A 22,230-nucleotide genomic window follows, 5' to 3' on the forward strand; every position below is an offset into this window, starting at 1 on the left:
ACGTGACCCTGCAGGTTTTGACACGTGACTTTCAGGAAAGAGCCCGACATGAGCGAACACGCGCGCGAAGCGATGGAATATGATGTTGTGATCGTCGGCGCAGGCCCGGCGGGTCTGTCTGCCGCAATCCGGTTGAAACAATTGGATGCAGAACTGAACGTCGTTGTGCTGGAAAAGGGCTCTGAGGTGGGCGCGCATATCCTGTCGGGTGCGGTTCTTGATCCTTGCGGTCTTGATGCGCTGATCCCGGATTGGAAGGACAAGGGCGCGCCGCTCAATGTCCCGGTGAAGGACGACAATTTCTACATGCTGGGCGAAGCGGGCCAGATCCGCATCCCGAACTGGCCGATGCCGCCGCTCATGAACAACCACGGCAATTACATTGTGTCGATGGGCAATGTGTGCCGCTGGATGGCTGAGCAAGCCGAAGAACTTGGGGTCGAGATTTTCCCCGGCATGGCTTGTTCCGAGATCGTCTACGGCGAGAATGGCGAAGTCAAAGGTGTGGTTGCCGGTGAATTCGGCAAAAACGCCGATGGCACGCCGGGGCCGGGCTATGAGCCAGGGATGGAGCTGCACGGCAAATACGTGTTCCTGAGTGAAGGCGTGCGCGGCAGCCTCGCCAAGGAAGTGATCGCCAAATACGATCTGTCCAAAGGCAAAGAGCCGCAGAAATTCGGCCTCGGCATGAAGGAAATCTGGGAGATCGACCCAGACAAGCACCGCGAAGGTTCTGTCACTCATACAATGGGCTGGCCGCTGGGGTCGAACGCAGGTGGCGGGTCGTTCATCTATCATCTCGACAACAATCAGGTCTATGTCGGCTTCGTGGTCCACCTGAACTACGAAAACCCGCACCTGTACCCCTACATGGAATTCCAGCGCTTCAAGCACCATCCGATGGTGGCCGAGCTGCTCAAAGGCGGCAAGCGCGTGGCTTATGGCGCGCGCGCCATCTCGGAAGGCGGTTACCAGTCGATGCCCAAGATGGTGGCACCGGGTGTTGCGCTGCTGGGTTGTTCTGTCGGCATGGTCAACGTGCCGCGTATCAAGGGCAACCACAACGCGATGCTGTCGGGCAAGGCCGCGGCTGAAGCCGCCTACGCGGCCATTCAGGATGGCCGCGCCTCGGACGAGCTGAGCGACTACGAAACCGAGGTCCGCGATGGCGCAATTGGCACCGATCTGCAGAAGGTGCGCAACGTCAAACCTCTGTGGTCAAAGCGCGGGCTTCTGGCATCGCTCACCGTGGGCGGGTTTGACATGTGGACCAACACGCTGGGCTTTTCGCTGCTTGGTACGCTGGGTCACGGCAAAACCGACGCCGAAGCGACGGGTGAGGCGAAGAACTTCAAGCCGATCGACTATCCCAAGCCGGATGGCAAACTGTCCTTCGACCGCCTCACCAACGTGTCTTTCGCGGCGACAAATCACGAGGAAAGCCAGCCTGCGCACCTCAAGCTCAAGGATGCGTCGATTCCCGTGTCTGTGAACTTGCCGAAATACGCGGGCCCATCGGCGCGGTACTGTCCGGCAGGGGTCTATGAGTTTGTGAAAGACGAAAGCGGATCAGACAAATTCGTGATCAACTTTCAGAACTGCGTCCACTGTAAAACCTGTGATATCAAGGACCCAAGTCAGAATATCAACTGGACGGTGCCGCAAGGTGGGGACGGTCCGAACTACCCGAATATGTAATGTGACAAGGCCGGGCCAACGCCCGGCCTTTTGCGTTGGTTGCGTGTGTCCGACCGTCGCGCTACGCTTCGCGAAATTCGCCTTTTTCAAGGAGAAAGACATGGCGCAATCGAGCATGAAACGGCTTCTGGGGTCAGCAGCGCTGGCGCTTTGCCTGATCGCCCCCGGCGGTGCGTTCGCCAACAGTCTGGCGGGGGATTACCTTGCGGGGCGGCAGGCCAGCTTCGATGGCGATATTCAGGCGGCTGCGTCCTATTATGGGCAAGCTGTGATGTTCGACCCGGAGAACCCGGTGATCCTTGAGCGTGCTGCGCTGGCGGAGATTTCGCTGGGCGATGTCGACCGTGCTGCGGCCCTTGCGACCAAGCTGGTCAATGACGGCCATCGCAGCCAAGTGGCGCATATGGCGATTGTCGCGCAACTTGGGGCGACCGAGGATTACGACGCGCTGATGGCCCGAGTGAATGATGATCGGGGTGTCGGACCGTTGGTCGATGGGTTGCTGTTGGCATGGTCTCAGCTTGGGACGGGCGATATGTCGGCAGCCCTTGTGCAGTTCGACGAGCTTTCCAACCAGCAAGGTTTGCGTAATTTTGCGATGTATCACAAAGCCTTGGCTTTGGCGTCGGTTGGCGACTTCGAAAGCTCTGCGGCGATCCTCGAAGATGCGGGGACTGGTGGAATGCAGCTGACCCGGCGTGGCGTGATGGCGCATGTCGAAGTGCTCAGCCAGCTTGATCGCAACGAAGATGCGCTGACATTGATCGAGACCGCCTTTGGTGCCGAGCTAGACCCGGGCCTCAGCCTGATGCGCGATGCGCTGCAAGCGGGTGAGGCAATTCCGTTCACCCACATTCAAGGCCCGCGTGATGGCTTGGCCGAGGTGTTCTACACGCTGGCCGCAGCACTTGCGAACGAGGCGAATGATGAATTCACCCTGCTTTACACGCGGGTTGCGGAATATCTGCGCCCCGATCACATCGACGCCATTCTGCTGACCGCCAGCCTGCTGGACGACATGGGCCAGTCAGAGCTTGCCGTGAAAGCCTATGCCGAGGTGCCCCAAGACCACCCTGCCTATCATGCTGCCGAACTGGGCCGTGCCGCCGCACTGCGCGACAGCGATAAAGTGGATGCGGCGGTCGAAGTGCTGCAACGGTTGGCAAAAACCCACGGCGATCAGCCCATCGTGCATTCGACATTGGGCGACACGATGCGCCAACTCGAACGCTACGAGGAAGCGATTGAGGCTTATACGCAGGCACTGGATCTGTTTGAGGTGGAAACCCAAAGCCAGTGGTTCCTGCATTACGCCCGTGCCATCTGTCATGAACGGCTGGACCGCTGGGACGAGGCCGAGGCTGATTTCCGCGCAGCTTTGGAGCTGAACCCGGAACAGCCGCAGGTGTTGAACTACCTTGGTTATTCGCTGGTTGAGAAACAGATCAAGCTGGACGAGGCGCTCGACATGATCGAGCGCGCGGCTGCGGCGCGACCTGACAGTGGCTATATCATCGACAGCCTTGGGTGGGTGCTCTACCGCCTTGGCCGTTATGAAGAAGCAGTTGGTCATATGGAGCGTGCCGCCGAACTGATGCCGGTTGATCCTATCGTCAACGACCATCTGGGTGATGTGTACTGGGCTGTAGGCCGCAAGACCGAAGCGCGGTTCCAATGGCGTCGGGCGTTGTCGTTTGTCGTCTATGGCAGCACTGCCGAAGAGGTAGACGCCGAGCGCATCCGCGCCAAGCTGGATGTCGGGCTGGATCAGGTGCTGGCCGAGGAAGGCGCGCCGCCTTTGCAGGTGGCGAATGACGACGGTTAACGTCTTTGCGCCTGCCAAGATCAATTTGACACTGCATGTGACCGGCCAACGCGACGACGGGTATCATCTGCTCGACTCGTTGGTCACCTTTGCGTCGGTTGGCGACCGTTTGGAACTCAAATCGGGAAATGCGCTTTCGCTGACGGTCGAAGGCCCCGAAGCTGCGGGTGTCCCGGCTGACATGGCCAATCTTGCCCTGCAAGCCGCTGCTTTGGTCCAAAAGGATGGCGCGGCCTTGCGGTTGGAAAAGTTTTTGCCACCCGCCTCTGGAATTGGTGGAGGGTCCGCCGATGCGGCAGCGGCGTGGCGTGGGATGGTTTGGCTTGACGAAGCCCAGATGGATGCCTTGGCATCCGCACCAGAGGAAACCGCAAAACAACACCGCGAAGCGCTTTCAAGCCTTGGGGCTGATGTGCCGATGTGTCTTGCCTGCAAACCCATGCGCGCAAGGGGCATCGGTGATCAGCTTGACGTCGTGCCACTTCCGACGCTGTACGCCGTGCTGGTCAATCCACGCCTTCCCGTCTCGACGCCGTCCGTGTTCAAGGCTCTGGTCTCCAAGACCAATCCACCGATGCCCGACGAAATCCCGGCGTTCGCGGACGCGGCTGCGTTGATCGACTGGCTTCGCGGAATGCGCAACGATCTGGAGCCACCCGCTGTGGCGGTTCAACCTGCCATAGCGGACGTGCTCGGGGTACTGGCGGCGCAGGACGGATGTGGTCTGGCGCGGATGTCAGGGTCCGGCGCGACCTGTTTCGGGCTATTTGAAACCGAAGCCGAGGCGAAAGACGCTGCTGGCGTTCTCTATCACGCGCATCCCGATTGGTGGGTTGTCGGCTGTGTTCTGGGCGATCAGTTCAACGCAGCCCTCCCCAAGGTCAGTTGACACGCGCCACCACGTAATCGGCCAGATCGTCCAGCATATCGCGGATCGGGTGGGCAGGAAGTGTCGCCAGAGCCGCGCGCGCTTTGGCGATCCAGTCGTTCGCCTCGGCCCGTGTGGCCTCAAGCGTGCCGTGCTTGTTCAATAGCGCTATCGCGTGTTCAAGATCGCCGTCGTCCTGACGACCCTTTTCGATGGTGCGCTTCCAGAATTCGCGCTCTTCGTCATCGCCAAGGGCAACAGCTTTGATCACAGGCAGCGTCAGCTTGCGTTCGCGGAAATCATCGCCCACGTTCTTGCCCGTCGCGTCTGATCCCCAGTAATCCAGCAGATCATCGACAATCTGGAACGCAATGCCAAGCGCATCACCATAATCGAACAACGCCTTGATCTGCGCCTCGTCCATGTCGGCGATCACGCCGCCCACTTCGGTCGCAGCTGAAAACAGCGCCGCCGTCTTTCCGCGTACCACTTGCAGGTAAATCTCTTCCGACGTGCGCAAATCCTGCGCCGCCGTCATCTGCAACACCTCGCCCTCGGCAATTGTCGCCGCCGCGTCGGACAAGATGCGCAACACGCGGATGTTGTTGGTTTCTGTCATCAACTGGAACGACCGTGCGAAAAGATAATCGCCAACCAGCACGCTCGACTTGTTGTCCCAAAGCAGGTTCGCCGTGGGCCGCCCCCGCCGTTTCTCGCTCTCGTCGACCACATCGTCGTGCAGCAGCGTCGCGGTGTGGATGAACTCCACCGTCGCGGCCAGCTTCACGTGATTGTCGCCCTCGTAGCCACACATCCGCGCCGCCGCCAGCGTCAGCATCGGGCGCAACCGTTTGCCCCCGGCCTCAACCAGATGCGCGGTCACTTCGGGAATGCGCGGCGCGTGTTCCGATGCCATGCGCGTACGGATCAGGATGTTCACCTGGGCCATGTCTTCGGCCAGAACCTCTGCCAACCGATCATGCGGTTTTTGACTTTGTTTATCCAACATCATCACCATTCCTTCAGGAAGGCTCGACAAAGCGGGCCCGGTGTTCCTACATCATGGTCATGGAAGAGCTATTGCGCACCAATGACATCACACTGATACCGCTCGCCCGAGCCGTGCTTGAGGACGAGGGTATAGACAGCTTTGAATTGGACGTAAACATGAGCATCCTCGAAGGGTCTATTGGCATTTTGCCACGCCGTCTCATGGTCCGAAGCGACGAGCTTGATGACGCAAGACGTGTCTTGCGCGAATACGGTGTCAAGTTTGAGGACTGACCCCTTTGCGGGGGATGAACTGACACGCGACGATTTTTTGGGCGGTGCGGTGCGCATATGGCAGCCAAAGGACGGGTATCGCGCGGGTGTCGATCCCGTGCTGCTGGCGGCGTCCATCCCGGCGCAGGCGGGTGAAACCGTGCTTGAATTGGGCTGTGGCGGGGGTGCTGCATTGGCCTGTCTGGCCACGCGTGTACCCGGCATCATCTGCACCGGTGTTGAAATGCAGCCCGCCTATGCCGCACTTGCGCAGCGCAATCTGGATGACAATGGATTGGCAGGTGCTGTTCTCTGTGCCGACCTTTCCAACCTGCCAGCGGACGTGAAATCCCAGCGTTTCGATCACGTGATCGCCAACCCGCCGTATTTTGAGGATTTTCGCGCAGTCGCCGCGCGGTCGCGGGAACGGGCGGTGTCCCGGTCGGGCGCGCTGCCGCTTGAGAAATGGGTGAGCGTTGCGTCCAAGCGACTTAAACCCGGAGGCGTGGCCACATTCATCCAGCGGGCTGACCGTTTGCCTGAACTGATGAGCGCATTCTTCGCCTGTTTGGGCGCGCTTGAGCTTTGGCCGATTCACCCGCGCAGCACACGGCCCGCCCGGCTTGTGTTGTTGCGTGGCCGAAAAGAGCGTAGGGCGGCGTTTGTGTCGCACCCGCCGCTTGTGCTGCACCGCGGCGAAAGCCACGAAAAAGATGCTGATTCGTATACCGAAAACGTATCGAAAGTACTGCGGTCCGCCTGTGCTTTGCCGTTTCCAGTTCAAAACCGCCATTTGGCACGTCGCGGTAGGCCATAATTCACCAACCATGCGGGTGCAGCGTGACAGAATTGTAAAACTGTGATCGACTAAAGATCCAATCAGTCACAGGAGGACTTCATGAGCTTGACTTCACATCTTCAGGAACTGAAGCGGAAGCACCAAACCCTGTCTGAAGAGGTCGAACAGGCCCAACGCGCACCAGGAACGGATGACCTGATGATCGCGTCACTTAAGAAGCAGAAACTTCGACTAAAAGAAGAAATCGAGCGCCTCTCGTAATTGGTGCAAGCCCGGGTCTCCCCCCGGGCTTTTTCATATCTGATCGACCGGGATTAGCTGCTTCTCTGGCAGTTGCGCCACCAACGCGCTGATCTTTTTGTCGAGCCAATCCGAAAAGGCCGCAACTTGCGGTTTCTTCTCGTGTCCCACGGGACAGACAAAGCGGAAATGCGCGTCGGTCGACAAGGCGATGTCGAACGGTGCCACCAGTTGACCATCGCGCAATGCTCCCGCTGCCAGCGTGCTGCGGGCCATGACCACGCCCCCGCCCGCCAGCGCCGCATCCACGGCGTGGTCGGCATGGCTGAAATGCGATCCGGTCAGTTTGGGTGGGGCAATCCCGTTCGCCCGGAGCCATTGCGCCCAGTCGGCGCGAGGCCGCAGGAAATCGACACTGTCGTCAAAGATCAGTGGCGCGGTGCACAGTTTTTCGGGCGTGTCGTACACCTTTGCCAAGGCCGGTGTCATCATCGGTGCGAACCAATCGCGCATCAGCACGCGGGAATACAGGCCCTCATCCGGGCCATAACCGAACCGCACAGCGGCATCTATGTCGTCCCGGACGAAATCGACCAGTCGCAAACTGGCCGAGAACCGCAGGTCGATATCCGGGTGTGCCTGTGCGAATTCGAAGAGGCGCGGGGCCAACACCTTGGCGGTAAAGGCTGGGCCTGCGGTCACGGTCAGGATGTTTGACTGCGCTTGCCGTCGTGCTGATCGCCACGCCGTCAGGATAAGGTCGAACCCCTCTTGCACACCTGATTGCAGGGCAACGCCTTCGGGCGTGAGTTCAACAGCTCGGTTCAGGCGGCGGAACACCGGTGCGCCCAAATGTTCCTCAAGCGACTTGATCTGAAAGGACAGCGCTGCGGGGGTAACATGCAATTCCGCAGCGGCCTGCGCAAAGGACATGTGCCGCGCAGCAGCTTCGAAAGCCCGTAGGGCGGTAAGAGGAGGCAGGCGGTCGCTCATTCTCACACAAGTATAACTTAACTGAAGCGATGAAAAGTCTCGTTTGTGGGTATTCTGTAAAGCGCCCATATAGAGAACAGTTAAATTTTGCAAATGTGAGGAACAACACATGTTTGAACATGCCAAAGACGCCCGTCACCGCGACGCAATCCGCGCAGCACACGAAGCCCGTGGCGATATGGTCCGTAGCCTTTTGCGGGCTTTGTTCCGCTGATGGTGACAGTGCTGAAGCTCGAAAACAGAACGCCCCCGCACCAGATTTGGCCGGGGGCGTTTATCGTTCAGAGCATGTTTTCTTGAATGGCCGAAAGTTCGGATTGCACCAATTCATGCCCACCGGGGTGCCAATGCTCGGTTACGTCGGCACTTTGCGCGCGCAGATAGTCGGTCAGGGACCGGGTCAACGGCGCCGGACAGATTGGATCGCGCTCACCGGCTGTGATCAGCCAACGGGTGTCGGTTAATCCGGGCTGCGGGTCTGGGGTCCACGGGATCAGCGGGTGCATTGCAATCACGTCTGTAAACAGGTCCGGCTCGTTGAATGCCACCGCTGCAGCAATGTTTGCACCGTTGGAATAGCCCAAAGCAATCACGCGCGATGCCGCTGTCTCAGTGATTTTGGCCCTTATGAAACGCGCCATTGTCGCGCGCCGGTTTGCCAGATCGTCCATGTCATAGACGCCTTCACCAGTGCGCCGAAAATACCGATTCATCCCGCGTTCCGACACATCACCGCGCGGTGACACGACATGCGCCCCCGGCCAAAGCTGTTCTGCCAACTCGTGGAACTGGTTTTCGTCCCCTCCGGTGCCGTGGAAGGTGAACACCAAGGGCGCGCCTTGCGTGCTCTTGGTTTCGCGGATCACGTAGTTAGTCAACGATCGGCTCCAGGTACTTTTCTTCAAGGACTTCGCGCAGGTGTTCGTGTTGCGACGGCAGCTTGAGCGCTTCACCCAGATGTGCCGTGTCTTCGTCGCGGTCAAAACCCGGCTCGTTGGTCGCCACTTCGAACAGAACCCCGCCCGGCGTGCGGAAGTAGATCGCGTAGAAATAATCGCGGTCGATGACTGGCGTCACCTGATAGCCCGTGTCCATCAGCGCCTTGCGCACTTCAAGCTGCTTTTCCCGATTGTCGACGGAAAACGCGATATGGTGGACCGACCCGGCCCCCTGATCCGCGCCGGGCGCGTTGACCTGCGTGATGTCGATCACGTTGGCCTCATTGCCGCCGGGGACGTGAAAGCGGGTCACGCTGTCCTGTCGGTCCAATTCCTCGTATCCCATGTATTTCAACAATTCGGCACTGGCTGCCGCATCGCGCAGGCGCATATCGGCACTGTGGAATCCACGGATGGCCGCGTCTGCAGGCACACCATTGTTGGTCCACGGGTCACGGGCATCGCCATCTGTTTCCACCAGAACGAACCCATCGCCATCTGGCCCATCAAAGCGCAGGCGGGTTTCGCCGAACGTTGTCTCTGTCTGCATGTTCTTTACATCGAACGTCGCCAGACGTTCCTGCCAATAGGGCAGGCTACCTTTGGGGACGGCAAAGCCGGTGATCCCCACCTCACCCGTACCGGGCCGACCGCGCCGCGCGTTCGGGAACGGGAAATAGGTCATCACGGTGCCGGGTGTCCCGGCCTCGTCGCCGTAGTACAGATGATAAACTTCGGGCGCGTCAAAGTTGACGGTCTTTTTGATACGCCGCAGTCCGAGCGTTTTTGTAAAGAAGTCATTGTTCGATTGCGCCCCGCTTGCGATCGAGGTCACGTGATGCAGTCCATTGATCTGGTTGATCATGTCGGGTCTCCCAAAAATTCAGGTTTTCTCTTGGGATACTACCTAGCTGTAATTTTACGCACATAAATACCGGTTTGCGCGCCAAATTTGTGCGTTTTCGCACTTACGCGCGGCGTGACGCCAATGCGGCAATGCCCGCGCCTACGGTAATCAGCACCGCTGCGGCCACGAGTTGCCACGATGCCTGTGCAAATCCGGCGACGATCAGAACCACGGTCGACAACAGTGGCGCGGCATAACTTGCCACCCCCAAGAGCTGGATGTCCCCGCGCTTCACCCCGATGTCCCAAACGTAGAATGCAAGCCCCACGGGACCAAGCCCTAGAGCCACAACCGAAACCCAGCCGAACCCGGTGTTCGGCCAGACCGTCGTTTCGAAAGCCAAATGCGCAGGTACGGACAAGAGCGCCGTGAACACGCAAAACACCGCCACCGCTTCGGTCGGGGTTGTGCCAAGGCGCCGTGACAGAACGGAATAGCTGCTCCATGTCAGGGCGCAGAACCCTGCAAGGATAAGACCGGGAGTCGCAGATGCCTCAAAGCTGAACCCATTGCGCAACACGATCAGCGCGGCCCCTGCAAATGAAACGAGAGCCCCAAGTATATGCCCGGCTCTCAATCGTTCTCCGGGTAAAAGCCCGGAAAACAGAACGATGAACAAGGGCCAAAGATAAGCGATCAGCCCGGCCTCGGCAGGTGGGGCGAGGCGCAGAGCGGAATAATAGAGCGCATGGTAGCCGAACAAGCCCGCGGTTCCGAACGTGTAGACTGTCCAAGGGATCGACCGCAGCACCGACACCCGGCCTCGCATCAGTAGCCAGACAATTCCCACCGCACCCCCGATCGCAAAGGTCAGTGCATTCAGCAGAAACGGCGGCACAGGGGCTGATCCTGCAGTGAACAGTGCCAAAAGCGCCCAAAGAAGGACGGCGATAAATCCGATACTGGTGGCGGTGGCATGGGTCATGTCCTCCGCTAATCCGAGTGGTGGAAAAAGAAAAGGCCCGCACAATAGGCGGGCCCTTCGGGAAAACTGAAAGCGTCGCTTAAACGAAGAACTGCGCACCGTTGGCCGAGATGGTCGAGCCGTTGATGAAGCCCGAGTTTTCGGACGCAAGGAACACCACGCAGCGTGCAATTTCGTCAGGCTCGCCCAGACGACCTGCTGGGATGCCGGCGACGATCTTCTGGCGCACCTCTTCGGGGATCGCCATGACCATTTCGGTGGCAATATAGCCGGGGCAGATCGCGTTGGCGGTGATGCCTGCGCGCGCGCCTTCCTGCGCCAGCGACTTGACGATGCCCAGATCGCCCGCTTTGGTCGCGGCATAATTCACCTGACCAAACTGGCCTTTCTGACCGTTGATCGAGGAAATGACGATCACGCGGCCGAACTTGCGCTCGCGCATTCCGGGCCAGACGGGATGAACGGTGTTGAACACGCCGGTCAGGTTCGTGTCGATTACCTCTTTCCAGGCTTCGGGGGTCATCTTGTGGAACGGCGCATCGCGAGTGATGCCCGCGTTTGCGACAACCACGTCGATCGGGCCAAGATCGGCTTCGACCTGAGCGATACCCGCCTTGGACGCGTCGTAATCTGCCACGTTCCACTTGTAGGTCTTGATGCCAGTCGCTTCGGTGAAGGCAGCGGCCTTCTCATCGTTGCCAGCATAGGTTGCAGCCACTTCATAGCCTTCGGCTTTGAGCGCTTTGGAAATGGCTTCGCCGATGCCGCGGCTGCCGCCGGTGACGAGTGCTACACGTGCCATGGTTGTCTCCTCTTGGGTGTTCTGACTTGGTAAGGTTGTTATACTTGCGGTAAGAAATGCGCAACATTATTGCGCAAAGAAATCTCATTGCGAAAAGAAGCTACGAAAAAGGGGCGCACACGGCGCCCCTGTTCGTCGCCTCGGATAAGATGGATCAGGGACGTTCGACGCAGAGGGCCACGCCCATGCCGCCACCGATGCACAGGGTCGCAAGACCCTTCTTGGCATCGCGGCGCTGCATTTCGAACAGCAACGTGTTGAGAACGCGTGCGCCCGACGCGCCGATCGGGTGACCGATAGCGATAGCGCCGCCGTTCACGTTTACGATTGCCGGATCCCAGCCCATGTCCTTGTTCACGGCACAGGCCTGGGCGGCGAAGGCTTCGTTTGCTTCAACAAGGTCCAGATCGCCAACCGACCAGCCTGCCTTGTCCAGCGCCTTGCGCGATGCGTAGATCGGGCCAACGCCCATGATCGACGGGTCAAGACCGGCGGTCGCATAAGACGCAATGCGGGCCATCGGCGTGATACCGCGCTTCTGAGCGTTTTCTTCGCTCATCAACAAAACGCCAGCCGCGCCGTCATTCAGGCCAGAGGCATTTGCGGCTGTGACCGAACCGTCCTTGGTGAAGGCCGGACGCAGTTTCTGCATCGCTTCCATTGTCGCGCCGTGACGGATGTATTCGTCCTTGTCGACCACGATGTCGCCTTTGCGGGTCTTGATGGTGTAGGCGATCACCTCGTCGTCGAACTTGCCCGCTTTCTGGGCTGCTTCTGCTTTGTTTTGCGAAGCAACAGCGAATTCGTCCTGTTGTTCGCGGCTGATTTGCCACTTTTCAGCGACGTTTTCAGCGGTCTGGCCCATGTGGTAGCCATTGAATGCATCCCAAAGGCCGTCGCGGATCATGGTGTCGATATATTTCATATCGCCCATCTTGTGACCCTGACGCAGGTTTGCCGCATGGGGCGACATCGACATGTTTTCCTGACCACCGGCGCAGACGACATCAGCATCGCCCAGCATGATGTGCTGTGCACCCAATGCAACGGCGCGCAGGCCTGAACCACAGACTTGGTTGAGGCTCCAGGCGGAACTTTCTTGCGGCAGACCGGCATTGATATGCGCCTGACGCGCCGGGTTCTGGCCCTGCGCCGCGGTCAAGACCTGACCGAGGATCGTCTCTGAAACGGCCTCTTTCTCGATGCCGGCCCGCTCGATCAGCGCGTTCAGAACGGCAGTGCCCAGATCATGTGCGGGTGTGTTTGCGAAAGAACCGCCGAACGAGCCAACGGCTGTCCGAGCGGCGGATGCGATAACGACGTTGGTCATGTGTCCCTCCACCAAAGTCATGGTCCAAGAGTGATTCCGCAGGGATTATCGCGCAAGTGCGCCAGCGGCCCTAGACCCATTCTCGCGCTCTCCTAAAGCAATGGTAGACATTCGCATACCGGACAGGGTGTCTCAGGTGATTTGTGCATGGCGGAGTTGACCTAGGGTCATGGCGTGCAATTGCATCGGGCAAATTGGCTCAATGCACCACCTTACTTGTTCTGATGGTTTGCCATGGTGGTTCGACCGTGGGCGCACCAAAATAGTACCCTTGAAGAAAGTCGACGCCCAATTGGCCCAACATGTGCGCGTCAGGCGCGGATTCGACGAATTCGGCGACGGTGAACATGTCGAACTGCTGCGCGATGGCAATGATCGCACGAGTCAGAACTTGGTTGTCCGTGTCCGTCGCGATGCCCCGAATGAACTGCCCGTCGATTTTGAGTATGTCGAACTGAAATTCCTTCAAATATCGCAGCGCTGTATAGCCTGCACCGAAGTCATCGAGTGCAAAGCTGATGCCCAGCTTTTGCAAATCGCGCATCGCTTGCACCACAAGTTCAGGCACCAGCATCGCTGACGCCTCGGTAATCTCGAGGATCAGGCGTTCCGCTACAGTTCCGTCGCGCGACAGACCCCGCTCTAAAACCTTGCGCCATTTTGGATAGCCGATTGATCGCGCTGACAGATTGATTGCCAGCCGAAGCCCCGGATTCTGCGACAGGGTCCGGAGCCCGTGTTCCAGTGACAAACAATCAAGAAGACGCCCGCTTTCCCGTTCTTCGATGCTGTCAATGAATTGTCCGGCAGGGATTATGCGCCCGGTGGGATCGGTGACACGGATCAAACCTTCGTAAAAGGCGACATGCCCTTGCTCTTGCGCCTGCACCACTGGTTGAAAGGCAAGGCGCACTTCGCGGTGGCGCACCGCCTCTTCGACAATGTGCAGGATGTTCTGGTCGCGTTGTTGCGCTGCCGTATCAAGCGGCGATGGTCCAAGTGTTCTGCGTATGGCCCGATGCGGCACGGCATCCCCCTTATGTTCTCTTGCCAGAGTTTCCATGAAAGGCCTTAAACAAGGCTTAAAGCGTGCGAGGCATTCGTCTGTTGACTCTGTCATGCGCCGCCGTATAAGCGCGGCTTCATTGGTGTTGGTGGCCCCCGCAAGGGGTAGCCTGTCATGGGTTCAAAACCCAAGAGGACAACGCCCTTCATAGTCGCCCCCGCGGGCGTCGTTCTTAGAAGGAGATCAGCCGTGACAAAACGCACGTCTGCCAAGTACAAAATTGACCGCCGGATGGGTGAAAACATCTGGGGTCGTCCGAAATCCCCCGTCAATCGTCGTGAATACGGCCCCGGTCAGCACGGTCAGCGCCGCAAAGGCAAGATGTCCGACTTCGGTCTGCAGCTTCGTGCCAAGCAGAAGCTCAAGGGCTATTACGGCGATCTGACGGAAAAGCAGTTCCGCCGCATCTTCGCCGAAGCCGAGCGTCTGCGCGGTGACACCGGCGAACAGCTGATTGGCCTGCTCGAGCGTCGTCTGGACGCGGTTGTTTACCGTGCCAAGTTTGTTGCGACGATCTTTGCTGCTCGCCAGTTCGTCAACCACGGTCACGTGACCGTCAACGGCCAGCGCGTGAACATCCCGTCCTACCGCGTGAAGGAAGGCGACGTGATCGAGGTCCGCGACAAGTCCAAGCAGATTGCAGTCGTTCTCGAAGCTACTCAGTTGCCTGAGCGTGATGTGCCCGACTACATCGAGGCCGATCACTCCAAGATGAAGGCGACCTTCGTCCGCACCCCGGGTCTCAGCGACGTGCCGTACCCGGTGATGATGGAACCGAACCTAGTCATCGAATACTACGCACAGAACTGATCCGGCCAGGCGTACGGTCTAGCCGTACGCCTCGACCTGCGGTCCGTACGTTTCAAAGCCGTCCCATGGGGCGGCTTTTTTCATTGCCTGGCTGACAGCTTCTTCCAAAAAAAGAAAAAGGCCGCACATTCTGTGCAGCCTTTTTTCCCATCAGGTCTTTTGGTCGATCTGATTACAGCCAGTAAAGGTCCCGGAAGACGTGCCGCACGATATCGTCGCGGCGGATGCCTTTGGCGGCAAGCGCCTCGTCGGACAGCGCCTGAAGGCGCTCGACTTCACGGATGCGGGAATTTGCTTCCACGACCTGGCTCATACCGCGAGTCAGGCCATCAAGAAGGCTGGAGAAGAACCCCTGCTTCTGGCCGTGGTAGGACTGTGTCAGTGCCATGATATGCCTCTGCATTGCTCAAAGATTACTCACTCTCATCTAAGTCGTTGAAATCGTGCTGAGTACCTCTGCTTTGGAATACCCGCCACGCTCTGAATGCATAACGCCGCAGTGCAGCATTTGTGAAAAAGCATGGCTTTGAAAATTTTACCAGTTGATAAAATTTTTGACCCGTGAGAGCGTTCTTCAACTGTTCAAGCTGACTTCGGAGAATGAAGATGGACGCCAGAGCATTGAAAGAAGGGGTTGTTCCCGGACGTTTGGACGCAGACGCGTTGAACGCGGGTTTCGTCGATCTGCATGCCCCGCTGACAGATCACGAGGCGTTGGTCGCGGCGGATCGATGCTACTTCTGCCATGACGCACCCTGCATCACCGCCTGCCCCACAGATATCGATATCCCGCTTTTCATCCGCCAAATCGCGACAGGCACACCAGAAGCAGCGGCCAAGACGATTCTGACGCAAAACATCATGGGCGGCATGTGCGCCCGCGTCTGCCCCACCGAAACTTTGTGCGAAGAAGCCTGCGTGCGCGAAGCCGCCGAAGGCGAGCCGGTGCAGATCGGTCGGTTGCAGCGCTACGCGACTGACACATTGATGGCACAAGGCGTGCATCCTTTCTCCCGGGCGGCCTCGACCGGCAAGCGTATTGCCGTTGTTGGGGCCGGTCCGGCAGGGCTGGCCTGCGCGCACCGTCTCGCGATGCATGGGCACGATGTTGTGGTCTTTGATGCACGGTCCAAGGCCGGCGGCCTGAACGAATACGGCATCGCCGCCTACAAAAGCACCGAGGATTTCGCAGCGCGCGAAGTCGACTGGCTCTTGCAGATCGGAGGGATCCAAATTCGGAACAACATGGCGCTGGGCCGGGATGTGACCCTTTCCGCACTGCAAGGTGAATACGATGCCGTGTTCCTTGGTATGGGGTTGGGCGGTGTCAACGCACTGACAGCTCCGGGTGCCGAAAAGGAGGGCGTTCTGGATGCGGTCGGGTTTATCGCTGATCTGCGGCAGGCCACTGATCTAAGCGCCCTTCCGGTTGGACGCGATGTTGTTGTGATCGGTGGTGGGATGACGGCTGTCGATGCCGCGGTGCAGTCCAAACTGCTGGGTGCGCTGAACGTGACCATCGTCTATCGGCGGGGCCGCGACCGGATGAACGCCTCGGTCTGGGAACAGGATTTGGCCGCTGCCAAGGGTGTGCGGATCATCACGAACGCCTCACCTGTCGCTGTTCACGGCAATGGCGCTGTGCGCGAGATCGAATTCGAGTTTACCGATGACGAGCTAGCCCCCACCGGTCAGACCTTCCGCCTTGCCGCCGATCAGGTGTTCAAGGCCATCGGTCAGACACTGAGCGGTGAGGACCTGCCCAATCTCGACGGTCGCAAGATTGCAGTCTCCGGGCCGGGCCGCACCTCGGTGCAAGGCGTCTGGGCGGGCGGGGATTGCGCCGCAGGAGGCGAAGACCTGACCGTAACAGCGGTCGCCGAAGGGCGAGATGCCGCCGAAGACATCCACGCCGCGCTGATGCGCGCCTGATCCGGGAGGATTGAGAATGGCTGACCTGACCACAAATTTCGTAGGCATCAAGAGCCCAAACCCTTTCTGGCTCGCCTCGGCGCCACCGACGGACAAGGAATACAACGTCCGTCGTGCCTTTGAGGCAGGGTGGGGCGGCGTCGTCTGGAAAACACTTGGTGAGGCTGGTCCGCCCGTCGTGAACGTCAACGGTCCACGCTATGGCGCGATCTGGGGCGCAGATCGGCGTTTGCTTGGGCTGAACAATATCGAACTGATCACCGACAGGCCATTGGAAGTGAACCTGCGCGAGATCAAGGCGGTCAAACGTGACTACCCCGACCGCGCTATGGTCGTGTCATTGATGGTGCCCTGCGAGGAGGAGGCCTGGAAGGCAATCCTGCCATTGGTTGAAGAAACAGGGGCAGATGGGGTCGAGCTCAACTTTGGTTGCCCGCACGGCATGTCCGAAAGGGGTATGGGCAGTGCCGTGGGGCAGGTGCCCGAGTACATTGAAATGGTCACGCGCTGGGTGAAGCAGAGCACCCGCATGCCCTGCATCGTCAAGCTGACGCCGAACATCACCGATATTCGCAAGCCCGCAATGGCAGCGCACGCAGGTGGCGCCGATGCGGTGAGCCTGATCAACACGATCAATTCCATCACCTCGGTCGATCTGGATCTCTTTGCGCCGGAACCTACGATTGATGGCAAGGGCGCGCATGGCGGGTATTGCGGGCCTGCGGTGAAGCCGATCGCGCTGAACATGGTGGCCGAGATTGCGCGGTCGCCCGAGATGCGCGGCTTGCCGATTTCCGGAATTGGTGGGGTGACCACGTGGAAGGATGCCGCCGAGTTCATGGCATTGGGTGCAGGTAACGTTCAGGTCTGCACCGCCGCGATGACCTATGGGTTCAAGATTGTGCAGGAGATGATCTCGGGCCTGTCACAGTACCTCGACGAAAAGGGATTGGATTCGACCGCTGATCTTGTCGGGCGCGCTGTGCCGAACATCAGCGATTGGCAAAACCTGAACTTAAATTACGTGACCAAGGCACGGATTGATCAGGATCTGTGCATCTCGTGTGGGCGCTGTTTTGCAGCCTGCGAGGATACCTCGCACCAGGCCATCGCCATGTCAGAGGACCGAGTGTTCACGGTCAAGGATGACGAGTGCGTGGCTTGCAATCTGTGTGTGAATGTATGCCCGGTCGAGGCGTGTATCACCATGGAGCGGTTGGACGTCGGGGTCATCGACGCGCGAACCGGTCAACCGGTTGCTGCGGAACATGGTGATTGGACCAGCCATCCGAACAACCCAGCGGTGGCACAGGCGGCCGAGTAAGATTATTCGTACGAATAATCTCAACGTGCAGAAAATTCGTACGAATTTTCTGAGCGCTCAGCAGAGCTGTCGAATAGGGCGGCGATGACAAACGATGACGTAGTCATCGCCGACCTCATAGAGGCGAAAGCCGCGGGCACGCACCTCGGCGACCAGCAAGGATACGCCAATTTCTCGGTCTATGCTGTGCTTGTTGCGTCGCAGGATACCACCTTGCTTGGCAGCGCGCGTGTTGAACAATTGATCGCGCCAAGGGGCATTCAATTTCGGTGAATTGGGGAACATGAGATGCTGTGTCATGTCGGTACAGTGCAACGGCTTTGGTTAATCCAAAATGAATACCGTTAAGGCGTGAGTACTTTTCGGAACATCACTTCCACGAACTGATCTGCACCGCGCGCACGCTTATCATCTCCTGGCAACAGAACTGCGATCTGCGCTTCAAAATCAGCATAGTGTTGGGTTACGGCCCAGATTGAAAAGATCAGATGCGCGGGATGCAAATCTGCGATTTTGCCATCCTTAATCCATTTCGCAATGATCCCGCACTGGCTGTCAAACAGCGGTTTCAGTGTGCTTTCGAGATGCGGCAACATCCGCGGCGCACCTTGGACAATCTCATTTGCGAAAAGCCGGGATTCGCGCGGATAAAGGCGGCTCATCTCCATCTTGCGGTGGATGTAGCCGAGGATCTCTTCAAGCGGGTCGCCGCCAGGATCCATCGCACCAAGGGGGCTGAGCCATTCCTCCATGAGTGTGTTCAGAAGGTCGATATGGATCGCTTCTTTGCTCTCGTAGTAGTAGATGAGATTGGGTTTGTGCATCCCGCAGGCGTCGGCGATCTGATCAAGTGTCGTGCCGCGAAACCCTTGTGTCGCGAAAAGGCCTAGCGCCGCATCACGGATCCGTTGGCGGTTTTCTGTCTGGATGCGGCTTGGCTTTCGTTCGGGGGGGCTCACGGGGGTCTCTCTCATGCATCTTTTACAGGCACGACCCCTGTGTTCGGGGCTGTGCAAACCAACTCATTCGAGAACATACCTTGACAGCTTGGGGGCGCGTTGCAATCGTAACTTTACCAAATGGTAAAAAACTTGCGTGGGCTGTTGTGCCATCACGCAAGCAAGCCGGCGGCGAGGGGAACGAACATGGCAGCACCCGGAGAAAATCTGCGGATCAATGGTGATCGTCTATGGGACACACTCATGGAAATGGCAAAAATTGGTCCGGGAGTGGCGGGCGGTAACAACCGCCAAACCCTCACTGATGAGGACGCGGAAGGCCGGGCGCTGTTTCAAAAATGGTGCCAAGACGCCGGCTGTACGATGGGTCTCGACGAGATCGGCAACATGTTCGCCCGGCGCGAGGGCACGGACCCAGACGCGCTGCCGGTCTACGTTGGCTCGCATCTCGACACGCAGCCGACGGGTGGCAAGTACGATGGCGTGCTTGGTGTTCTGGGCGGGTTGGAAATTCTGCGGTCGCTCAATGACCTCGGCATCAAGACCAAGCACCCGATCGTTGTGACGAACTGGACCAACGAAGAGGGGACCCGTTTTGCGCCAGCGATGCTGGCCTCTGGGGTATTTGCTGGCAAGCATTCTTTGGATTGGGCAAATGACCGCACGGATGCCAAGGGCAAGCGTTTTGGTGACGAGCTGGAACGTATTGGCTGGAAAGGCACCGAAAAAGTCGGCGATCGCAAGATGCATGCGTTTTTCGAGTTGCATATCGAACAGGGTCCGATCCTCGAAGCCGAGGGCAAGGACATTGGTGTTGTCACGCATGGGCAGGGTTTGCGCTGGATCGAATGTACGGTGACCGGCAAGGAAAGCCACACCGGATCGACGCCTATGCATATGCGCAAGAATGCGGGACGTGGGCTCGCTCTGGTCACAGAACTGGTGCACGAGATCGCGATGAAGAACCAACCCAATGCGGTTGGCGCGATCGGCCATATCGACGTCTATCCCAACAGTCGAAACATCATTCCTGGAAAGGTTGTGTTCACTGTCGATTTGCGCACGCACTTGTTGGACAAGCTGAACACCATGGTTGACGAGTTCATGGCGCGTGCGCCGAAGCTTTGCGAAGACGTTGGCGTCAGTTTCGAATCGCACATCGTCGGGCAGTTTGATCCGCCCGCGTTCGACGAGGCCTGTGTGGGCGCAATCCGAGATGCCGCAGACCGGCTAGGTTACAGCCACATGGATATCGTATCGGGTGCCGGACATGATGCCTGCTGGATCAACGATGTGGCCCCCACCGCGATGGTGATGTGTCCTTGCGTTGACGGGCTGTCGCACAATGAGGCGGAGGAGATCTCCAAGGAATGGGCGGCTGCGGGCACCGATGTGCTTTTCCATGCGGTTGTCGAGACGGCGGGGATCGTCAGCTAGGTTGGGGGCGCTGCCGCCGTCGCGCGATGCGCGGCTCCCCCGAGTTATTTTTGAAATAGAGAAGATCAGGACCACGGAGTAAACCATGACCACAGTCATCAAGAACGGAACGGTTGTCACAGCGGACCTGACCTATGAGGCGGATGTCCTGATCGAGAACGGAGTTATTTCGGAGATCGGGCCTAACCTGAAAGGCGACGAAGAACTGGATGCGACCGGTTGCTATGTCATGCCGGGTGGGATCGACCCGCATACGCATCTCGAGATGCCGTTCATGGGCACGTATTCCACAGACAATTTCGAAAGCGGCACGCGCGCCGCTTTGTCGGGCGGAACCACGATGGTGGTGGATTTCGTGCTTCCCGGGCAGGGGCAAGGCCTCGTTGATGCGATGAAGGGGTGGCACAACAAGTCGACGATGGCGAATTGCGATTACTCGTTCCACATGGCGGTGACCTGGTGGGGCGAAAAAGTGTTCGATGAGATGCCCACAGTGATCAACGACCACGGCATCAACACGTTCAAGCATTTCATGGCCTATAAAGGCGCGCTCATGGTCAATGACGATGAGCTGTTCGCATCGTTCAACCGTCTTTCTGAACTGGGCGGTATCGCGATGGTCCATGCTGAAAACGGCGATGTGGTGGCGGAACTGACCGCGAAACTACTGGCCGAGGGCAATACCGGCCCGGAGGGGCATGCCTATTCCCGGCCTTCTCAGGTTGAAGGCGAAGCGACCAACCGCGCCATTATGATCGCTGATATGGCGGGTGTGCCTTTGTACGTTGTGCACACGTCATGTGAGGAAGCACATGAGGCGATCCGCCGTGCCAAGATGCAGGGTAAACGCGTTTGGGGGGAGCCTTTGATCCAGCATTTGACGCTGGATGAAAGCGAATACTTCAACACCGATTGGGATCACGCTGCACGGCGTGTCATGTCGCCCCCGTTCCGCAACAAAAAGCACCAAGACAGTCTTTGGGCGGGGCTGCAATCTGGTACGCTTTCCGTGGTGGCAACGGATCATTGCGCCTTCACCACCGAGCAGAAACGGTATGGTGTTGGCGATTTCTCGAAGATCCCCAATGGCACAGGTGGACTAGAGGATCGCATGCCGATGCTCTGGACACATGGCGTGGCAACCGGGCGGCTGACGCCGAACGAATTTGTTGCGGTGACATCGACCAATATCGCGAAAATCCTGAATTGCTATCCCAAGAAGGGTGCGGTTCTGGTCGGGGCTGATGCCGATCTGGTGGTGTGGGATCCAGAGAAAGAAAAGACCATTGCCGCGAAAACGCAGCAATCGGCAATCGATTACAACGTGTTCGAGGGACAGCATGTTAAAGGCCTGCCGCGCTTCACGCTGACGCGCGGGCATGTGGCGGTGCATGACGGAGAGATGCGCACGCAGGAAGGGCATGGCAAGTTCGTGGAACGCCCGGGCAACGGGACCGTGAACCGCGCGCTGTCGACGTGGAAAGAACTGACTGCTCCGCGTCCCGTGCAGCGGACGGGCATCCCTGCGACGGGGGTTTGAATGAACTCTAGCCACCAAGCAGATATATTATCGGAGTGCTACAAGCTGGTGCAGGCGTTCGCAGATCTAGAGGTCTTACTTGACGACGTGTTTGTAATGGGTGTTTCGCAAAGAAAATGTTTGGCGAGAAAAATTAAACAATACCCAACCTATCTTGGCGGAAAGCTGAAGAAATTGCCTGTCTTGGCAGAAGTGTTTGGCGACTTACTACCTAAAGAAATTATTAGCTTCTGCGAAAGCGCAAGTGTCGACTTGGAAGCTCCGCTTGCTTGCCGCCAATTGGTTGTTCACGGAAGACTGTATGAGGCTCGCTCAACGTACCAAGGTCTTGAACTCATGTTTGCGAAACACTCATTGCCAGTGAAGGAAGGCGGACGGCAACTGCTTAATCGCAAAACTGCAATAAGACTACTTCTAGCGGAAGTTCGCGATGCTCGGACTCCTATTCAAGAAGCTCGAGAGCGCATGCAAGAGATATACTTCAAGTTGTTCCATGCTGGGAACGGTTGGCCTGACTTCATGCCACAGCAGGAAGCACCCTTGTTGTTTCCATCCACTTCTCAGGCTTAGAAAC

The 22,230-nt window shown here is 58.3% G+C and carries 23 protein-coding genes; 12 read left to right on the top strand and 11 right to left on the bottom strand.

Annotated elements, in window-relative coordinates:
- The first annotated feature begins 48 nt into the window (after nucleotides 1-48).
- The 3 genes from MCRY_RS12510 to MCRY_RS12520 all read left to right on the top strand — a co-directional run bounded on the left by MCRY_RS12510 (nucleotide 49) and on the right by MCRY_RS12520 (nucleotide 4,412).
- A complete protein-coding gene (locus MCRY_RS12510) occupies nucleotides 49-1,698 on the top strand; it encodes an electron transfer flavoprotein-ubiquinone oxidoreductase (RefSeq protein WP_085630360.1) in 1,650 nt (549 codons plus the stop codon).
- Nucleotides 1,699-1,798: 100 nt separating this feature from the next.
- The gene (locus MCRY_RS12515; protein ID WP_085630362.1) at nucleotides 1,799-3,523 is read left to right on the top strand and encodes a tetratricopeptide repeat protein; all 1,725 of its coding nucleotides are present in this window, start codon (nucleotides 1,799-1,801) and stop codon (nucleotides 3,521-3,523) included.
- Complete coding sequence (locus MCRY_RS12520) at nucleotides 3,510-4,412, top strand: 4-(cytidine 5'-diphospho)-2-C-methyl-D-erythritol kinase (protein ID WP_085630364.1); 903 nt, start codon at nucleotides 3,510-3,512, stop codon at nucleotides 4,410-4,412. The genes MCRY_RS12515 and MCRY_RS12520 overlap by 14 nt, the downstream gene beginning before the upstream one ends.
- On the opposite strand, the gene MCRY_RS12525 is transcribed toward MCRY_RS12520, so the two are convergent.
- Nucleotides 4,405-5,403, bottom strand: coding sequence for a polyprenyl synthetase family protein (locus tag MCRY_RS12525; RefSeq protein WP_409644682.1), 999 nt, complete (start codon nucleotides 5,401-5,403; stop codon nucleotides 4,405-4,407). The two genes, MCRY_RS12520 and MCRY_RS12525, sit on opposite strands and share 8 nt — an antisense overlap.
- Before the next feature lie 56 nt (nucleotides 5,404-5,459).
- Between MCRY_RS12525 and MCRY_RS12530 the strand changes: the two genes are divergently transcribed.
- From MCRY_RS12530 to MCRY_RS12540, 3 genes are all read left to right on the top strand, one after another.
- Nucleotides 5,460-5,675: a putative signal transducing protein gene (locus tag MCRY_RS12530; protein WP_085630564.1), complete on the top strand. Its 216-nt coding sequence runs from the start codon at nucleotides 5,460-5,462 to the stop codon at nucleotides 5,673-5,675.
- Nucleotides 5,665-6,471 carry a tRNA1(Val) (adenine(37)-N6)-methyltransferase gene (locus MCRY_RS12535; protein WP_238939681.1) on the top strand — a complete coding sequence of 269 codons (807 nt, stop codon included), beginning with the start codon at nucleotides 5,665-5,667 and terminating at the stop codon, nucleotides 6,469-6,471. Before MCRY_RS12530 ends, MCRY_RS12535 begins: the two co-directional genes overlap by 11 nt.
- A gap of 81 nt (nucleotides 6,472-6,552) precedes the next feature.
- Nucleotides 6,553-6,714 (top strand): YdcH family protein, encoded by a 162-nt coding sequence (locus tag MCRY_RS12540; RefSeq protein ID WP_085630368.1) that lies wholly within the window; start codon nucleotides 6,553-6,555, stop codon nucleotides 6,712-6,714.
- Between the two features lie 33 nt (nucleotides 6,715-6,747).
- Here the strand turns inward: MCRY_RS12540 and gcvA are convergent, their stop codons facing one another.
- The 7 genes from gcvA to MCRY_RS12575 form a co-directional block, all read right to left on the bottom strand.
- The gene (gene gcvA / locus MCRY_RS12545) at nucleotides 6,748-7,686 is read right to left on the bottom strand and encodes a transcriptional regulator GcvA (RefSeq protein ID WP_085630370.1); all 939 of its coding nucleotides are present in this window, start codon (nucleotides 7,684-7,686) and stop codon (nucleotides 6,748-6,750) included.
- 281 nt (nucleotides 7,687-7,967) lie between these two features.
- The gene (locus MCRY_RS12550) at nucleotides 7,968-8,564 is read right to left on the bottom strand and encodes an alpha/beta hydrolase (RefSeq protein ID WP_085630372.1); all 597 of its coding nucleotides are present in this window, start codon (nucleotides 8,562-8,564) and stop codon (nucleotides 7,968-7,970) included.
- A complete protein-coding gene (locus MCRY_RS12555; protein WP_085630374.1) occupies nucleotides 8,557-9,489 on the bottom strand; it encodes a VOC family protein in 933 nt (310 codons plus the stop codon). The genes MCRY_RS12550 and MCRY_RS12555 overlap by 8 nt, the downstream gene beginning before the upstream one ends.
- Nucleotides 9,490-9,592: 103 nt before the next feature.
- On the bottom strand, nucleotides 9,593-10,456 hold the full coding sequence (gene yddG / locus MCRY_RS12560) for an aromatic amino acid exporter YddG (protein ID WP_085630376.1): 864 nt from the start codon (nucleotides 10,454-10,456) through the stop codon (nucleotides 9,593-9,595).
- A gap of 79 nt (nucleotides 10,457-10,535) precedes the next feature.
- Nucleotides 10,536-11,258: an acetoacetyl-CoA reductase gene (phbB, locus tag MCRY_RS12565; RefSeq protein WP_085630378.1), complete on the bottom strand. Its 723-nt coding sequence runs from the start codon at nucleotides 11,256-11,258 to the stop codon at nucleotides 10,536-10,538.
- A gap of 154 nt (nucleotides 11,259-11,412) precedes the next feature.
- The gene (locus tag MCRY_RS12570) at nucleotides 11,413-12,588 is read right to left on the bottom strand and encodes an acetyl-CoA C-acetyltransferase (RefSeq protein WP_085630566.1); all 1,176 of its coding nucleotides are present in this window, start codon (nucleotides 12,586-12,588) and stop codon (nucleotides 11,413-11,415) included.
- Between the two features lie 199 nt (nucleotides 12,589-12,787).
- Nucleotides 12,788-13,615 carry an EAL domain-containing protein gene (locus MCRY_RS12575; protein ID WP_244897908.1) on the bottom strand — a complete coding sequence of 276 codons (828 nt, stop codon included), beginning with the start codon at nucleotides 13,613-13,615 and terminating at the stop codon, nucleotides 12,788-12,790.
- 228 nt (nucleotides 13,616-13,843) lie between these two features.
- Between MCRY_RS12575 and rpsD the strand changes: the two genes are divergently transcribed.
- Nucleotides 13,844-14,464 carry a 30S ribosomal protein S4 gene (gene rpsD / locus MCRY_RS12580; RefSeq protein WP_085630382.1) on the top strand — a complete coding sequence of 207 codons (621 nt, stop codon included), beginning with the start codon at nucleotides 13,844-13,846 and terminating at the stop codon, nucleotides 14,462-14,464.
- 172 nt (nucleotides 14,465-14,636) lie between these two features.
- Here rpsD and MCRY_RS12585 read toward each other — a convergent pair whose 3' ends face one another.
- Entirely contained in the window at nucleotides 14,637-14,852 is a 216-nt protein-coding gene (locus MCRY_RS12585; protein WP_085630568.1) for a hypothetical protein, read from the bottom strand.
- 218 nt (nucleotides 14,853-15,070) lie between these two features.
- Here MCRY_RS12585 and MCRY_RS12590 point away from each other — a divergent pair, with 218 nt between their 5' ends.
- The gene (locus tag MCRY_RS12590; protein WP_085630570.1) at nucleotides 15,071-16,396 is read left to right on the top strand and encodes an NAD(P)-dependent oxidoreductase; all 1,326 of its coding nucleotides are present in this window, start codon (nucleotides 15,071-15,073) and stop codon (nucleotides 16,394-16,396) included.
- Nucleotides 16,397-16,412: 16 nt separating this feature from the next.
- On the top strand, nucleotides 16,413-17,720 hold the full coding sequence (gene preA, locus MCRY_RS12595) for an NAD-dependent dihydropyrimidine dehydrogenase subunit PreA (RefSeq protein ID WP_085630384.1): 1,308 nt from the start codon (nucleotides 16,413-16,415) through the stop codon (nucleotides 17,718-17,720).
- Between the two features lie 57 nt (nucleotides 17,721-17,777).
- Here preA and MCRY_RS23235 read toward each other — a convergent pair whose 3' ends face one another.
- On the bottom strand, nucleotides 17,778-18,020 hold the full coding sequence (locus tag MCRY_RS23235) for a hypothetical protein (RefSeq protein ID WP_138488254.1): 243 nt from the start codon (nucleotides 18,018-18,020) through the stop codon (nucleotides 17,778-17,780).
- 44 nt (nucleotides 18,021-18,064) lie between these two features.
- The gene (locus tag MCRY_RS12605) at nucleotides 18,065-18,694 is read right to left on the bottom strand and encodes a TetR family transcriptional regulator C-terminal domain-containing protein (RefSeq protein ID WP_085630387.1); all 630 of its coding nucleotides are present in this window, start codon (nucleotides 18,692-18,694) and stop codon (nucleotides 18,065-18,067) included.
- Between the two features lie 171 nt (nucleotides 18,695-18,865).
- Between MCRY_RS12605 and MCRY_RS12610 the strand changes: the two genes are divergently transcribed.
- The 3 genes from MCRY_RS12610 to MCRY_RS12620 all read left to right on the top strand — a co-directional run bounded on the left by MCRY_RS12610 (nucleotide 18,866) and on the right by MCRY_RS12620 (nucleotide 22,226).
- Nucleotides 18,866-20,116: a Zn-dependent hydrolase gene (locus MCRY_RS12610; protein ID WP_085630389.1), complete on the top strand. Its 1,251-nt coding sequence runs from the start codon at nucleotides 18,866-18,868 to the stop codon at nucleotides 20,114-20,116.
- A gap of 85 nt (nucleotides 20,117-20,201) precedes the next feature.
- Nucleotides 20,202-21,656: a dihydropyrimidinase gene (gene hydA, locus MCRY_RS12615; protein WP_085630391.1), complete on the top strand. Its 1,455-nt coding sequence runs from the start codon at nucleotides 20,202-20,204 to the stop codon at nucleotides 21,654-21,656.
- Entirely contained in the window at nucleotides 21,657-22,226 is a 570-nt protein-coding gene (locus MCRY_RS12620) for a hypothetical protein (RefSeq protein WP_085630393.1), read from the top strand.
- Nucleotides 22,227-22,230 lie beyond the last annotated feature (4 nt).

It is taken from the genome of Marivita cryptomonadis (assembly GCF_002115725.1).
Classification (GTDB): domain Bacteria; phylum Pseudomonadota; class Alphaproteobacteria; order Rhodobacterales; family Rhodobacteraceae; genus Marivita; species Marivita cryptomonadis.

Coding starts and splice junctions, on each gene's coding strand:
- MCRY_RS12510 (WP_085630360.1), top strand. CDS start 49: ATGAGCGAACACGCGCGCGAAGCGATGGAATATGATGTTGTGATCGTC.
- MCRY_RS12515 (WP_085630362.1), top strand. CDS start 1,799: ATGGCGCAATCGAGCATGAAACGGCTTCTGGGGTCAGCAGCGCTGGCG.
- MCRY_RS12520 (WP_085630364.1), top strand. CDS start 3,510: ATGACGACGGTTAACGTCTTTGCGCCTGCCAAGATCAATTTGACACTG.
- MCRY_RS12525 (WP_409644682.1), bottom strand. CDS start 5,403: ATGATGTTGGATAAACAAAGTCAAAAACCGCATGATCGGTTGGCAGAG.
- MCRY_RS12530 (WP_085630564.1), top strand. CDS start 5,460: ATGGAAGAGCTATTGCGCACCAATGACATCACACTGATACCGCTCGCC.
- MCRY_RS12540 (WP_085630368.1), top strand. CDS start 6,553: ATGAGCTTGACTTCACATCTTCAGGAACTGAAGCGGAAGCACCAAACC.
- gcvA (WP_085630370.1), bottom strand. CDS start 7,686: ATGAGCGACCGCCTGCCTCCTCTTACCGCCCTACGGGCTTTCGAAGCT.
- MCRY_RS12555 (WP_085630374.1), bottom strand. CDS start 9,489: ATGATCAACCAGATCAATGGACTGCATCACGTGACCTCGATCGCAAGC.
- yddG (WP_085630376.1), bottom strand. CDS start 10,456: ATGACCCATGCCACCGCCACCAGTATCGGATTTATCGCCGTCCTTCTT.
- phbB (WP_085630378.1), bottom strand. CDS start 11,258: ATGGCACGTGTAGCACTCGTCACCGGCGGCAGCCGCGGCATCGGCGAA.
- MCRY_RS12570 (WP_085630566.1), bottom strand. CDS start 12,588: ATGACCAACGTCGTTATCGCATCCGCCGCTCGGACAGCCGTTGGCTCG.
- MCRY_RS12585 (WP_085630568.1), bottom strand. CDS start 14,852: ATGGCACTGACACAGTCCTACCACGGCCAGAAGCAGGGGTTCTTCTCC.
- MCRY_RS12590 (WP_085630570.1), top strand. CDS start 15,071: ATGGACGCCAGAGCATTGAAAGAAGGGGTTGTTCCCGGACGTTTGGAC.
- preA (WP_085630384.1), top strand. CDS start 16,413: ATGGCTGACCTGACCACAAATTTCGTAGGCATCAAGAGCCCAAACCCT.
- MCRY_RS23235 (WP_138488254.1), bottom strand. CDS start 18,020: ATGACACAGCATCTCATGTTCCCCAATTCACCGAAATTGAATGCCCCT.
- MCRY_RS12605 (WP_085630387.1), bottom strand. CDS start 18,694: ATGAGAGAGACCCCCGTGAGCCCCCCCGAACGAAAGCCAAGCCGCATC.
- MCRY_RS12610 (WP_085630389.1), top strand. CDS start 18,866: ATGGCAGCACCCGGAGAAAATCTGCGGATCAATGGTGATCGTCTATGG.
- hydA (WP_085630391.1), top strand. CDS start 20,202: ATGACCACAGTCATCAAGAACGGAACGGTTGTCACAGCGGACCTGACC.
- MCRY_RS12620 (WP_085630393.1), top strand. CDS start 21,657: ATGAACTCTAGCCACCAAGCAGATATATTATCGGAGTGCTACAAGCTG.